Source organism: Pseudomonas alloputida, assembly GCF_021283545.2.
Classification (GTDB): Bacteria; Pseudomonadota; Gammaproteobacteria; order Pseudomonadales; family Pseudomonadaceae; genus Aquipseudomonas; species Aquipseudomonas alloputida.
The window spans coordinates 2,767,789-2,781,196 of the sequence record NZ_CP128540.1; the positions used below are offsets into that span (position 1 = coordinate 2,767,789).

10 protein-coding genes and 2 pseudogenes are annotated in these 13,408 nt (G+C 61.6%); 6 read left to right on the forward strand and 6 right to left on the reverse strand.

Going from position 1 to position 13,408, the window contains the following annotated elements:
• Window positions 1-11: 11 nt before the first annotated feature.
• On the forward strand, window positions 12-860 hold the full coding sequence (locus tag LU682_RS12655; protein WP_010954336.1) for a CsgG/HfaB family protein: 849 nt from the start codon (window positions 12-14) through the stop codon (window positions 858-860).
• 181 nt (window positions 861-1,041) lie between these two features.
• Here the strand turns inward: LU682_RS12655 and LU682_RS29980 are convergent, their stop codons facing one another.
• The 4 genes and pseudogenes from LU682_RS29980 to LU682_RS29820 form a co-directional block, all read right to left on the reverse strand.
• Window positions 1,042-1,839 carry an RHS repeat-associated core domain-containing protein gene (locus LU682_RS29980; RefSeq protein ID WP_010954335.1) on the reverse strand — a complete coding sequence of 266 codons (798 nt, stop codon included), beginning with the start codon at window positions 1,837-1,839 and terminating at the stop codon, window positions 1,042-1,044.
• Window positions 1,840-2,141: 302 nt separating this feature from the next.
• A pseudogene (locus tag LU682_RS12665) lies at window positions 2,142-2,519 on the reverse strand (IS5/IS1182 family transposase); the annotation flags it as partial.
• Between the two features lie 135 nt (window positions 2,520-2,654).
• Window positions 2,655-3,095 carry a hypothetical protein gene (locus LU682_RS12670; RefSeq protein ID WP_232014169.1) on the reverse strand — a complete coding sequence of 147 codons (441 nt, stop codon included), beginning with the start codon at window positions 3,093-3,095 and terminating at the stop codon, window positions 2,655-2,657.
• 135 nt (window positions 3,096-3,230) lie between these two features.
• Window positions 3,231-3,623: pseudogene (locus LU682_RS29820) on the reverse strand (RHS repeat-associated core domain-containing protein); the annotation flags it as partial.
• A 294-nt stretch (window positions 3,624-3,917) separates the two neighbouring features.
• On the opposite strand from LU682_RS29820, the gene LU682_RS12680 reads away from it, so the two are divergent.
• The 5 genes from LU682_RS12680 (at window position 3,918) to qhpG (ending at window position 10,023) form a co-directional block, all read left to right on the forward strand.
• Window positions 3,918-4,148, forward strand: a complete 231-nt coding sequence (locus tag LU682_RS12680) for a hypothetical protein (RefSeq protein WP_049587726.1) — start codon at window positions 3,918-3,920, stop codon at window positions 4,146-4,148.
• A 277-nt stretch (window positions 4,149-4,425) separates the two neighbouring features.
• Window positions 4,426-6,336 carry a sigma-54-dependent Fis family transcriptional regulator gene (locus tag LU682_RS12685; protein WP_010954332.1) on the forward strand — a complete coding sequence of 637 codons (1,911 nt, stop codon included), beginning with the start codon at window positions 4,426-4,428 and terminating at the stop codon, window positions 6,334-6,336.
• 1 nt (window position 6,337) lies between these two features.
• Window positions 6,338-8,071, forward strand: a complete 1,734-nt coding sequence (locus tag LU682_RS12690; protein WP_049587704.1) for an ABC transporter ATP-binding protein — start codon at window positions 6,338-6,340, stop codon at window positions 8,069-8,071.
• Window positions 8,061-8,738, forward strand: a complete 678-nt coding sequence (qhpE, locus tag LU682_RS12695) for a subtilisin-like serine protease QhpE (protein ID WP_049587702.1) — start codon at window positions 8,061-8,063, stop codon at window positions 8,736-8,738. The genes LU682_RS12690 and qhpE overlap by 11 nt, the downstream gene beginning before the upstream one ends.
• The gene (gene qhpG / locus LU682_RS12700) at window positions 8,731-10,023 is read left to right on the forward strand and encodes a flavin-dependent monooxygenase QhpG (RefSeq protein ID WP_049587700.1); all 1,293 of its coding nucleotides are present in this window, start codon (window positions 8,731-8,733) and stop codon (window positions 10,021-10,023) included. Before qhpE ends, qhpG begins: the two co-directional genes overlap by 8 nt.
• Before the next feature lie 37 nt (window positions 10,024-10,060).
• Here the strand turns inward: qhpG and LU682_RS12705 are convergent, their stop codons facing one another.
• Complete coding sequence (locus tag LU682_RS12705; protein ID WP_010954329.1) at window positions 10,061-11,374, reverse strand: alginate export family protein; 1,314 nt, start codon at window positions 11,372-11,374, stop codon at window positions 10,061-10,063.
• Between the two features lie 139 nt (window positions 11,375-11,513).
• The gene (locus LU682_RS12710) at window positions 11,514-13,007 is read right to left on the reverse strand and encodes an aldehyde dehydrogenase family protein (RefSeq protein WP_010954328.1); all 1,494 of its coding nucleotides are present in this window, start codon (window positions 13,005-13,007) and stop codon (window positions 11,514-11,516) included.
• Between the last annotated feature and the right edge of the window lie 401 nt (window positions 13,008-13,408).

The window sequence follows — 13,408 nt, forward strand, 5'->3', positions numbered from 1 at the left end:
GAGAGAACACCATGAAACGTCTGCTGAGCACGCTGCTGATCCTCACCGCCCTGGGCCTGCAAGGTTGTGGCCTGCGCGAACCGATGCCCGCTGAACAGGACTCGGAAACCCCGACCCTGACCCCAAGGGCCTCGACCTACTACGACCTGATCAACATGCCACGCCCCAAAGGCCGGCTGATGGCCGTGGTGTACGGCTTCCGCGACCAGACCGGGCAGTACAAGCCCACCCCGGCCAGCTCGTTCTCCACCAGCGTCACCCAAGGCGCGGCCAGCATGTTGATGGACGCCCTGAGTGCCAGCGGCTGGTTCGTGGTGCTGGAGCGTGAAGGGCTGCAGAACCTGCTGACCGAGCGCAAGATCATCCGTGCATCGCAGAAAAAGCCGGATGTAGCGGAAAACATCATGGGCGAACTGCCCCCGTTGCAGGCCGCCAACCTGATGCTCGAAGGCGGCATCATCGCCTACGACACCAACGTGCGCAGCGGCGGCGAGGGCGCCCGCTACCTGGGGATCGACATCTCTCGCGAGTACCGGGTGGACCAGGTCACCGTCAACCTGCGCGCCGTGGACGTGCGCACCGGGCAGGTGCTGGCCAACGTGATGACCAGCAAGACCATCTACTCGGTGGGGCGCAGTGCCGGGGTGTTCAAGTTCATCGAGTTCAAGAAACTGCTGGAAGCCGAGGTGGGGTATACCACCAATGAACCGGCGCAGTTGTGCGTGCTGTCGGCGATCGAAGCGGCGGTGGGGCACTTGCTGGCGCAGGGGATCGAGCGGCGGTTGTGGCAGGTGGCGGGGGATCCAGCTGATGGCAAAGCCACGGTGGACAAGTTCTTGAGCCAGAATCAGCAGCCGTGATTGACTGTTAGGGAAGCTCTGATCAATTCAGCACAGGCCGCCTGACCTGTGCTGAATTTTCTTGAAAACATTGCTAATTTCAGGTTTCGGGCAACTTGATTGGAGTTTTCCTAAAGCATTTCGAGACTTTAGCTTATTCGATGCAGGCAATAGTATAAGCTACCGGCTAGGCGATCGGCTTTCATTGAGTTGGTGAGGTGTTGAAATGGGATGAGTGCATGCTGTTTCTTAGTATTTTTACCTGCTCCTGATAGTTGCGCCCGTGAAGCGCACTTGGCCTGCTGATTAGAGTAGTGGAACCCACTGTAGGGGGGCCATATAGGTTACGGATCTCAAGCAATCCACGGTATAGTGGTATGATTTCAGGGTCTGTCGGTGGGGTGCCAAGAGATATCGCATTTCTAGCTTGGTCTCGTTGCTTTGAAGTCACTTTGTCGATGCCTGCTAATATTAAGCGGTCTCGGTGCTCCTTTATTACTAGATGGCTGAAATCTTTGCTTCTAGCCGAAATGAAAGCATCACGTGCCGACTCTCGGATCATGATATCTGTGTGTGGTCCCTTGAATATCTCGAGAGTCTCCATGGTATACAGGTTTGGCTTTTTGTTGTTTAATAGTTTTATGTAATCATCAAACATTAATTGGGATGACCGCAGGTTGGATGCTCTTAAATTTCCTGGCCTTGACGAAGGCGGTAATTTTTGCGCGGCCAGAATTTGTAGTGGCAGAACGCCGGAATGGCCACTTGGATCAACAAAGTTGATCGGATCTCCTTGGCAGTAGGCGTAGCTGTTGATGCCGCCTGATTGAAATGGACTTAAATTGTCCGGCGAACAAAAGCGCATCAAGCGCGGCTTGTATCCGCGCCGACCATTCCCGAGTAAATATCCATCGGATGTTTTATCGAACGGCTGATCGTTGAATGCGAGGGTTGAGTGGTTAGCCGCCATGTGCCAACCATAGGGGGTATAGCGTAGCATCGATCATTGCCCCTGGTTTATTTAATATTGTAGGTATATATAGATTAGTGAATAACGTGCCGCAATCGTTATTTTTAACAGTTGACATTTACTGTTGGGGTGTGTGGGCCCCCGGGTTAATCCATGCCAGTGGCTCTCACAGTTTTACCTAATATCACCTCCGGCGCTCAAAGAGGATCTGGTATATGGCCCGCGAGGGGGACGGTCCCCGAATGAGATGGTGCGGATTGATAGGGAATCGCTCCGGCGTTTTCGTCGACGTTCGTGCCCTGACGCAACGACAGGCCTGTGTATTGCAGTTAGTTGCTGATGGTTTCCAGAATCCCTGCCGCGAGCTGATGCTTCTCCAGCAGGCGCCGGAAATTCATGATCGTCGTGTCTTCGGGAATCGGCGCGCTGAGCGTCAATCGAGCAAACTGGCGTGTCAAAGTGATTTCGTACAGTGATTCCTCCATGGCCGGATCGCTCAGCGAAAACCAGTTTTGCAGTAGGCGGATACGCAGCATGGTTTCCAGTGAGTACGGCTTGCGGCCACCGCCGGCCTCTGGGTAATGCGGTTCGATCAATGCGAGCAAACCGCTCCCCGGTACGACCTGATCCATCTCGGCCAGGAAACGCTCACGGCGGGTTTGCTTGCGCTTACCGGCGCATTCGAAATCGGAAAAGCCCATCTGACCCATGGGCAAGGCTTGTTGGGGTGGCTGAACGGAGGGCGATTTCAGCACAGGTCGAGCGGTCTGTGTTGACTTGATCGGAAAATTTCTAGAAGAGTAGTGTGATATAAGATATTTGCAGTAGGCTATTTTAAAGTTTTGTCAGCGAGGCCTTAGATTTTTTCGGATAGCTTGCAATCTGTTCTTAAGACGGCCATCAATTTTTACCGCTTCCTTTAGGGGTATGCCCTCGTCTGTTAGAAAGGTTACGGTGCGTAGACTGAGTGTCCGAGCAGTTAGCCAGTGGTTTAAGATGTTATTTGAGATCGCTTCTGAGGTGTTTTGGTTATGGTGTCTGAGGGCGTCAATTTCAGTGGTTGTAATGTTTGGGTGGTGTTTTTTGTTTATAAATAGTTGAGGCCCGGTTTTTGGCGTGTATGGCTGGAATGCGGAGTTTATTTGATCATTAGTTAACTGCATGTCTGTCACGGCCCCGCTGCCTGCTTTTTCTAGTATCGTAGCATCGGAGTCATGTTGTTTGCTTATAAGTTCTTCGACAAGTTCAAATTCCACATGGTTCGTGGTAGGGCGTGTTTTATGCATGGCCTTGCTTCTCGGGGCTATCTGTTTCAGAGGGGCAGAGGCGTGGGCGGTACCTAGGTGAGGTGTCCTGACGCGACCCGATTGATCTGAGTAATTTGTGGGGTCATTGTTGCAGTAAACGTAAGCGTTGATCCCACCTTTCGAAAATGGACTTAGATAGTCAGGAGAACAGAAGCGCATGAGGGCAGTATTATAGGCACGGCGCCCACTGCCCATCAGGTATAAATGTGCAGATACTGATCGGGGTTGGCCGGTAAAACCCGTTAATTTGAGCGTGGGCTCTGGCGGTTGCTCGTAGCCGTATGAGGTGTAAGCCTGCGGTAAGGAGGTGTTTTCCGTACTGCGGGTTATGGGTGATCTGGCCATGTCAGAGCCTACAAGCGTGGTCGCTGTCTGATTGGCTTCACACAATAATTCGGCCAGTACTACGGAGCTGTCACGGAAGAACGTAGCGCTGGCAGCGCTTGTCAGCACCGAGTGTAAGTGCGTATGCATGTAGAAGTGTCGTAGATGCTGCGGGCTGGTCATTGAGATCTACCGAGGTTTTGGCTGGAGTATGGTCGAGAAATATCTCTTGGGCGACTGATAGATTTGACAGTTGACTCTGGGTGATTTGGCAACGGTGGATTGAGCAAAAGTCCTAAGTTTCGGCCATAACCCATTGAACTCGTGAAGCGCAATGCGTGCCCGCTATCCGATGCACGAATTGCCCACTCCAGTGAATCAAGGAGCGACACAATGACAAAAGGCTTACCTGATCCTCCTGTACGCGCCACCACGGCGGCCTCCAGTTTCTCCACCTGCGAATGCAGCCATCCACCGTTGTTCGCCGTTCGTTCCGGCGTGGATTACGAAGATGCGCTGGTGCACCTGTCCACGCTGCTGAAAGGGGCGTTTGCGACCAACCTCAAGGCGCTGGAACTGGCCAAGGGCACCTGCCGTGATCTGTTGTTGAGCAATGACCATGGGTTGGATTCGGCCAAGGCGGTGGTGGAGGCGTTGCTGGATGAGAGGCAGCAACTGGCTGGGCGGAAGGCGGCGTCGAGTGCCTGACGGGGCTTGGCTATTGGTGATATCGATCGATATCCCTGATTGACCTCGAGGGCCTCTTCGCGGGCTCGCCCGCTCCCACAGGTACAGCGCAGTCCTCAGGGTTGGTGCGAACCCTGGCAAGCCAGCTTCCACAGGGATTGCGCCAGCTTCAATTAACCTGGCCAGCTACGCCCCAATCCATCCACTACCAGATGACGCCCAGCCATTTCTCCCGCACACTGCGGAAAATTCCCAAGCCCGTACCCCGTCACATTGCGGGGCACAGCCGGAGTAGAAAATGGCGCGACAACTTATAACAAACGCCCACGACCCGCTGCACGAATCCCGCGAGGCCCGCCTGAAGCTGGCCAGCGAAGGCGAACTACCGCTAGGGATGCTGCGCGACGAGATCGACGCCTCCTGGCGCCGCAGCCTGGGCCACGGCCTGGACTGCCTGCAGGGCGAACAGGTCGGCCTGGGCCTGGAACAGGGCCATGACCTGCGCCTGCTGCTGGAGCGCAACCGCCTGCTGATCGATGCCGTTACCCCCGAACTCGACTACCTGGTCGCGCGCCAGGGCAAGGCTGGCATCGTCATCCTCGGCGATGCCCAGGCCAACGTGCTGGCCATCGAAGGCCAGAAGCACGTGCTGCAACGCGAAGGCCTGCGCGATCTGCACCCGGGCAGTTGCTGGAGCGAATCGCTGCGCGGCACCAATGCCATCGGCACGGCCGTGGTCGAAGGCCGGCCGACGCTGATCAACTGCGGCGAACATTACCTCGACCGCCTCAGCCCGTTCTCCTGCACATCCGTCCCGCTGCGCGACCCGCGCGGCGAGGTGATCGGCGTGCTCGACATCACCCGCGAAGGGGTGATGGCGCAACCGCAGGACAGCCTGTCGACCCTGATGCTGGCGGCGGGCAACATTGAAAGCCGCCTGTTTGGCCTGTGCCACCCGGACCAGTTGGTGCTGGCCTTCCACAGCCGCCCGCAGTACCTCAACAGTGCCTGGCACGGCCTGTTGGCCCTGAGCCTGGACGGCGAAGTGCTGGCTGCCAACGACGGTGCCTGCCAGCTGTTGCAGGTGCCGCGTCACGAACTGATTGGGCGGCGTAGCACCGACCTGCTGGGCGAACGTTCCCCGGCCTTTATCGCTCGCCTGTGGCAGGGCGGGGTCAGCAGCGTGCAGACCGCCAAGGGCGAGTTCTATTTCCGTGCCCTACAGCTGCCGCGCCATGGCCGGGTAACCCCCAGCACACCATCCAGCAAGCCGGCCTTGAGCAAACAGTCGCCTGCACTCGATGCTCTGGCCGGAGGTGATCAACGCCTGGCGCGCAACCTGCGCATGGCTCGCCAGGGGCTGGGCAATGGTTTGCCAGTGCTGCTGCTGGGCGAAACCGGTACCGGCAAGGAAGTGGTCGCTCGGGCCTTGCACCAGGCCAGCCCGCGTGCCGACAAACCGTTTGTGGCGGTCAACTGCGCGGCCATTCCCGAAGGGCTGATCGAGTCCGAGCTGTTCGGCTACCGTGAGGGCGCCTTCACCGGTTCGCGCCGGGGCGGCATGGTCGGGCGGCTGATGCAGGCCCATGGTGGCACGCTGTTCCTCGACGAAATCGGCGACATGCCGCTCGCCCTGCAAGCACGCCTGTTGCGGGTACTGCAGGAGCGCCGCGTAGCACCCTTGGGGGCGGGTGACGAGCAGGACATCGACGTGGCGCTGATCTGCGCCACCCACCGCGACCTCAAGCGCCTGGTGCAGGAGCAGCACTTCCGTGAAGACCTGTTCTACCGGGTCAACGGTGTGTCGCTGCGCCTGCCGGCCCTGCGTGAACGCGACGACCTGGCGGCGATCATCCAGGGCCTGCTGGACAAGGCCGATGCGCGTGGCGTAACCCTCGACCCGGCGTTGACCGCGTTGCTCGAAGGCTTCGACTGGCCCGGCAACATCCGTCAGCTGGAAATGGTGGTACGCACCGCGCTGGCCATGCGCGAGGATGGCGAGCAGGTGCTGACCCTTGATCACCTTACTGACTGCCTGCTGGACGAACTGGCCAGCAGCGCAGCGCCCTCCGGCAGCCTCAAGGACAGTGAACTGGAACAGATCCGCGGTGCTCTGGCGCGCCATCAGGGCAACGTCTCGGCCGCCGCCGCGGCACTGGGTATCAGCCGGGCGACGCTGTACCGCAAGCTCAAGCAGTTGCGCGGCTGACGTGGGCGGCCTGTTCGCAAGGCTGGTGGATTCCAGCGACCCTGTACTCATGCGCCAGGCGTTGGCCTGGCTGTATGGTTTCGTGCGCCCCCATCGGCGTGCCATCGGCCTGTTGCTCAGCTTGTCGCTGGGTGCATCGCTGCTGGCGCTGGCGCAACCCTGGCTGGTCAAGACCCTGATCGATGAGGGGCTGCTGGCCAAGGATTACCAAACGCTTTGGCACATGGCGGCAATCATGATCGGCGCGGGCCTGCTGGGCACTGTGCTGGCTGGGGTCAACCGCTACCTGCATACGCGCTTGTCGGGGCGCATCCTGTTTGCCCTGCGTGACGACCTTTACCGCCATCTGCAGCAATTGTCACCGACCTTTTACGGGCGGCGGCGTATCGGCGACATTCTTTCGCGGCTGGATGGCGATGTGGCAGAGATCCAGCGCTTTGCCGTGGACTCGCTGTTCTCGGCGGTGTCGGCGGTGATCGGCCTGGTGGGCGCGGTGACGTTGATGCTGATGCTGTCGTGGCAGTTGTCGCTGTTGCTGGCGCTGCTGGTGCCGATCGAAGTGCTGTGGCTGCGCTGGATGCGGCGCAAGGTGGAGCGCGAAGTGCGCAACTTGCGTGAGCGCTCGGCGGATGTGTCGTCTTTCCTGGTCGAGACCCTGCCGGCGATGAAGTTCATTCAGGCGGCCGGCCAGCAAGGCCGGGAAGCAGGGCGCCTGGACCAGCTTGGGCAAGGTTACATGCGTCAGCTGCTGAAGGTGCAGGTGACCGAATTCTTCACCCAGGCCATCCCCGGCACGCTCACCTCGTGGTGCCGCGCCTGTGCGTTCCTGGTCGGTGGCTGGTGGGTGATCCAGGGCACCTGGCAACTGGGCGCGTTGATCGCTTTTTCTACTTACATGGGCATGGCGGTTGGGCCGGTGCAGAGCCTGTTGGGCTTGTACGTGGCGGTGCAGCGCATGGCTGTCAGCCTGGGAAGGGTGATGGAATTGAAGCAGGAAGCGGTAGCAGTACATCAGACCGCCAACCCGCAGCCCATCCCCGATGGCCCCGGCGAGTTGCGCCTGGAGGCGCTGAGCTTTGCCCATGAGGGGCGTCAGGGTGCGGTACTGAACAACGTGCAGGTGAGCATCCCGGGTGGCCTGAAAGTCGCCATCAGCGGTGCCTCCGGGGTGGGCAAGTCAACCCTGATCGACCTGCTTCAGCGCTTCTACGACCCGGACGCCGGGCGCATCCTGCTGGACGGCGTCGACCTGCGCGACCTTGACCTGGCTGCGCTGCGCAGGCGAATCGCCGTGGTCAGCCAGGACATCGTGTTGTTCCGTGGCACCCTGGCGCAGAACCTGGCTTATGGCGTGCCCGAGGCCAGCCGTGATGAACTGGAACGGGTGGTGCGCCTGGCGCGGCTGGACAGCCTGGTCGACAGCCTGCCGCTGGGCCTGGATGGCTTGCTGGGCGAGCGCGGCCAGCAGTTGTCCGGGGGCCAGAAACAACGCATCGCCATTGCTCGTGCAGTGTTGCAGGCCCCGGCGATCCTGGTGCTGGACGAGGCCACTTCGGCAGTGGATGAGGCCACCGAGCGTGAAGTGATCGCGGCCATCGACCAGCTGTTCGCCGGCCGCACGCGCATCCTGATCAGCCACCGGGCTTCGACCCTGGCCGATGCCGACCTGCAGCTGCAACTGCATGACGGCCAGTTGCAGGTACTGGCGCAGGAGGTGATCAAACATGGGCACTGACGTGCGCGTTGGCATCATCGACAGCGGCTGCTCGCCGGAGCAGGCCAACGGCTTGCTGGACGCCCGCCGTTTCTGGCTGGAAGACGGCCAGTTGCGCGAAGGTGAAATGCTCCCCGACCAACTTGGGCACGGCAGTGCGGTGCTCGCCAGCTTGCAACACCAGGCCGGTCCTGTGTCGGTGCTGGTGGCCCAGGTGTTCAGTGCCCAGGCCAGCACCAGTGCGTTGCAGGTGGCTGCCGCATTGCTGTGGCTGGTGGAGTCGGGAGCCACGCTGGTCAACCTCAGCCTGGGCTTGCAGCAGGACCGGCCCGTGCTGCACCAGGCCTGTGCCGAGGCTTTGGCCGCAGGTGTGCTGTTGTGTGCATCCAGCCCGGCGCAGGGTGGGCCGGTGTTCCCGGCCAGCTACCCAGGCGTCATTCGGGTCACCGGCGATGCCCGCTGTGCACCGGGCCAGTGGTCGTGGCTGGGTACGCGACAGGCGGATTTTGGCGCTTACGTGGGCGCGGGTGAGCGGGCGGGTGCGAGCCTGGGTTGTGCGGCGTTGAGCGGGAAGATTGCCGCCTTGCTGCGTGATGCCCAGGGGATGGACCGCCAGCAGGTGCATGACTGGTTGCGTGAGCATGCGGCCTTCAAAGGGCCCGAGCGACGAGGAGCCCGCCATGGCTGAGCTGCGCATCGTGGTGCTGGGCGCCGGCCCTGCGGGTGCCGCCACGGCCATTGGCTTGCGGCGGCTGGGTTACTCCGTGACAGTGGTGTCGGAGTGGCGCCGTTTCGCGGCAGTTGAAGGCGTTTCGCAGCGGGTGCTGGAGGGCTTGCGTCATGCAGGCCTTGGCGGGGCCTTGAGCCAGGCGGCCATGCCGGCCACCCGCCAGGTACGCTGGAACGGCCAGCATCTGCAGATGAACCAGGAGTTTTTGCTCGACCGGCAACGTTTTGACCAAGCGCTGCGCGAAGACCTTCAGCGCGCAGGCGTGAGTGTGGTCGAGGGGCGGGTGCGTGAGGTCGTGCAGGGGGGCGGTCATCATGTGCGCCTGGACGATGGGCAGGTGCTGACCGCTGATTTCCTGGTCGAGGCCCGAGGCCGTCAGGCACCCCTGGCCGCAGACCGCCTGCGTGGGCCGGAAACGGTCAGCCTGCTCAATGTCTGGCAGGGTAGCCCCGGTGCGCCTGCGTCGGCGGTGGAGAGCCTGGAGGATGGCTGGGCGTGGATGGCACGGCTGGAAGATGGCCGCTGTTACTGGCAAGTCACCCAGGAGGCTGCCGGGCTGCCGGGGAAAGCTGGGTTGGCAGCTTACTGCGTGACGTTGCGGGGCCGCAGCGCGTTGGTCGCCGAACTGTTCGACGATCAGGCATTGATACCGGCACAGGTGCACGCACGCAGCAGTACCGCCATTCTGGCGGGTGAATGTGTCGGGCAGGACTGGATCCGGGTGGGGGATGCCGCCATGGCCGTTGACCCGCTGTCGGGCAACGGGATTTTTCAGTCGCTCTCTTCGGCATTGCAGGCGCCAGTGGTGATCAATACGTTGCTGCGCAGGCCTGAGCGGGCTGAGCTGGCGCGGCAGTTTCACCAGCAGCGGGTCGAGCAGCTGTTCTTGCGTTTTGCCCGCATTGGCCGGGATTTCTATGCCCAGGAACAAAGCCGGGTGGGGCAACCGTTCTGGGCCCGGCGCCAGGGTTGGCCGGATGCGCAACCCCTGCATGAGGCGCCTGATTGGCAAGCGGTGCGGGTTGAGCGGCGGCCGGTGCTGCGTGACGGGCTGGTGGATGAAGCCGAGGTCGTGGTGACGGCGGACCAGCCGCTGGGGGTTTGGCATTTGCAGGGGGTGGAACTGGCGCCGGTGGTGCGACAAATACGCAGTGGGCGGCCTGTTGAGGCGGTATTGTCGGGGCTTGCGGGTGAACAGCAGAGGAGCGTGCGGCGGTGGCTGGGGGAGCAGGGGTTGGTTTGAGATTGCCGGGGCTGCTTCGCAGCCCCAGGATGTCGGATCAGAAAAAGGTCCCGACAATCAATTGCAGGTAAGTCCCGGTATCCCGCCCACCCAGCTGCGTACCACTATTGGCCGCACTGCGCTCCGGCTTGTAGAAACCAACCACCGGGCTGATCAGCAGGTGGTCGTTGACCATCCATTCCACATACAGGTCCAGTTCGCGCCCGCCAAGGTTGCCCTGGTCGGTGTCCAGCGTGTCGAAGTCGAAGTACAGCGCGCCGACGGTCAGGTTGTCCCGTGGCTTGCCCTTCAGCGCTACATGGTGCACCTGGCTGTTCTTGTTGAAGGGCCCGGCATAGTTGGCTGCCACTTCACCCTGGAACCAGGTTCCGTAGCCCCGGCTCAGGCCATAGAACAGCGGGTCGAAGCCTTCGGAGAAGCGGCTGTAGCGGTAGGTGGCGGTGGGTGACCAGGGCAGTTGGGAGAAGGTCCAGTTGCCCTCCAGGTACCAGGCATTCTCGCGCCCGTCGGTCTTGTCCTGAGTCACGTACTCGGCGGCCAGCTCCAGGTCTTTGACGCCCAGGTTGCCGCGCCCGCGCAAGCTGGCGGTGTCCATGCCGTCGCGGTGTTCCAGGCCCATGATCTGCGCGTAGCGCTGGTCCACGTCGAGGCCGCGGATCCAGCTCAGGCCGACGGTGCCGGTATCGGCGACGTGCTCCAGGTTGGCTACCGCCAGGGAAGTGTCGGCCTGGTAATGGTTGTCGGACTTCAACCACATCAGGTCACCGCGCCAGCCCTGGTTGCCGCCCAGGCGCAGCACGGCGGTGCGGTCGAAGGCCTTGCGCGCGGCCAGGTAGTAGGCACCGCCGCGGTCGAAGTTGGCCCCCAGGTCGACCTTGCCCAGGTTGACCGGGTCACCCTGAATCAGGAAACCATCACCCAGGGTGACGACCTGGCGGCCACCGGAAATGTCCACGCCATCTTCACCCAGCGCCGGGAACAGGTTGGCCGAGCGCCAGCCCAGGTACAGGTCTTCGATGGCGGTGCGGCGTTCGTCACCCAGGGTCAGGCCGGCGGCGTCGCCATCGCCCCAGGTGGCGGAACTGAGCAGGCTGAAGGCGCCGTAGAGGGTGCCGCTATCGGCCAGGGTCTGGCTGCCGCTGAGGCCGTATTTTACGTAGCCTTCCTGCCAGGCGGTGCTGCCGGGTTGGCGGTTGCCAGCCTGGTTGAAGCTTTCGTCGCTGTGGAAGACGCCGAACAGGGCTTCGAGGTCGGCGTTGAGGGTGGTGCCATCGTGGTTGTACAGCTCGTAGGCTTGGCTGGCGGGGGCGGTTAACAGCAGGGCCAATGTGCAGGCGAGTGTGTGCCTCATGGGGTTGCTCCATGGTTTTTATTGTTGTTTTTTTGTTGCCTGTGCCGGCCTCTTCGCGGGTGAACCCGCTCCTACAGGGCATGTGATACCTGGTGTAGGAGCGGGTTTACCCGCGAAGAGGCCGGTACAGGAAAAAGGATCAGAGCTTGATCAACACCGATTTCAGCTCCGTGTAATGCTCGATGGCCGCTGAACCCATCTCACGACCAACGCCAGACATCTTGTAGCCACCAAACGGCAGCGCCGGGTCCAGCGCGCTGTGGCAGTTGACCCACACCGAGCCGGACTTGATGCGCGGGATCATGCGGTGCACAGCGGCCAGGTCGTTGGACCAGATACTTGCACCCAGGCCGTAGGGATTGTCGTTGGCCATGCCGATCACTTCGTCGATGTCATCGAATGGCATCGCCACCAGCACCGGCCCGAATATTTCTTCCTGTACCAGGCGGTGACGCTGGTCCACATCGACAATCACCGTCGGCTTGACGAAGTAACCAGGCCCGAAACCTTCACCCCCGCAGGCGATGGTGGCGCCCAGTTCGCGGCCGAGCTCGATGTAGCCGGTGACGCGGTCCTGCTGCTTGGCTGAAATCAGCGGGCCCATCTGCACCGCCGGGTCCAGCCCGTTGCCCAGCTTCATGGCATTGGCAATCCCGGCGATGTCGGCCACCACATTGTCGAAGTGCTTGCGGTGCACATACAGCCGCGAGCCTGCGCAGCACACCTGGCCCTGGTTGAAGAAGATCGCCGTGGCCGCACCGGCTGCGGCTTCCTGCAGGTTGGCGTCGGGCATGACGATGGTCGGCGATTTGCCGCCCAGTTCCAGGGTGACGCGGGTCATGTTGTCCATGGCCGCCTTGCCGATCAGCTTGCCGACCTCGGTGGAGCCGGTGAAGGTCAGTTTGTCTACGCCGGGGTGGCGGCTGAGCGCGGCGCCGGCGTTCAGGCCGGTACCGGTAACCACGTTGAACACGCCGGCTGGGTAGCCGGCCTCGTCGACCAGCTCGGCCAGCTTGAGCACGCTCAGTGGGGTTTCATCGGCAGGCTTGAGCACCACCGTGCAGCCGGTGGCCAGTGCCGGGCCGAGCTTCCAGCAGGCCAGCAGCAGTGGGAAGTTCCAGGCGACGATGGCGCCAACCACGCCCACTGCCTCACGGCGCACGAAGCCGTGGAACTGGTCGTTGGGCATCAGCGGCATGGACGCTTCGACGGTGCTACCCTCGATCTTGGTGGCCCAGCCTGCCATATAGCGCAGGAAGTCGATGGCCAGTTGCACGTCCATCATCTGGGCCACGGCGGCGCTCTTGCCATTGTTCAGGCATTCCAGTTCGGCCAGCTGGCGCGCATCGCGCTCCATCAGGTCGGCCAGGCGCCACAGCAGGTTCTGCCGCTCGCGTGGGCGCATGCGGCTCCAGGGCGAGTCGTCGAAGGCCTGGCGTGCAGCGCGCACGGCGCGGTCGACATCTTCGGCCTCGGCGGCAGGCACTTCACCCAGCACTTCGCCGGTGGCCGGGTTGCGGAACGACAGGGTGCGACCGCTGGCGGCGTCCTGCCAGTCGGCACCGATGCGCATCTTCAGCTTGCGTTCGAGAAAGGCGCGGGTGGCGGGCAGGATGGGCAGTTCGGAAAGCATGGGGCTGTGCCTCTTGTCATTGGATGTGACGGGCACTGGCGCAATGCCCGTGCCAACCTGGGCAGATGGCCGCAAAGCGTTGTGGGCGTTGGGTTTTGCCTGAGCGCAAAGGTGCGATTGCCGGGTTGCGCTGTTGCACATTGAGACGCTGTGAGACGGTGGTGAAACAGTGCCTGTTCGGCCTCTTCGCGGGCCCTGTCTCAACATGAAACACCCTGTCGCGAAATGGCACGCTGCAAATGGCCATCCCGGCTCCTGGCCAAGCCCCGAAAACCGCTTAAAGGGTTGAAAGAAAACGCTTTTACCCTAACTGGCACAGTTCCTGTATCACAACCGTCACATGCACACCTGCTGTACCAAAGCGTGCGAAAACGATAAGAACAACAACCGTGGAGGTCTGA

What these genes read in the sequence shown, in the direction of transcription:
- LU682_RS12655 (WP_010954336.1), top strand. Translation starts at nt 12, where the DNA reads ATGAAACGTCTGCTGAGCACGCTGCTGATCCTCACCGCCCTGGGCCTG.
- LU682_RS12670 (WP_232014169.1), bottom strand. Translation starts at nt 3,095, where the DNA reads ATGCATAAAACACGCCCTACCACGAACCATGTGGAATTTGAACTTGTC.
- qhpE (WP_049587702.1), top strand. Translation starts at nt 8,061, where the DNA reads ATGGGCACTGACGTGCGCGTTGGCATCATCGACAGCGGCTGCTCGCCG.
- qhpG (WP_049587700.1), top strand. Translation starts at nt 8,731, where the DNA reads ATGGCTGAGCTGCGCATCGTGGTGCTGGGCGCCGGCCCTGCGGGTGCC.
- LU682_RS29980 (WP_010954335.1), bottom strand. Translation starts at nt 1,839, where the DNA reads ATGCTACGCTATACCCCCTATGGTTGGCACATGGCGGCTAACCACTCA.
- LU682_RS12705 (WP_010954329.1), bottom strand. Translation starts at nt 11,374, where the DNA reads ATGAGGCACACACTCGCCTGCACATTGGCCCTGCTGTTAACCGCCCCC.
- LU682_RS12710 (WP_010954328.1), bottom strand. Translation starts at nt 13,007, where the DNA reads ATGCTTTCCGAACTGCCCATCCTGCCCGCCACCCGCGCCTTTCTCGAA.
- LU682_RS12685 (WP_010954332.1), top strand. Translation starts at nt 4,426, where the DNA reads ATGGCGCGACAACTTATAACAAACGCCCACGACCCGCTGCACGAATCC.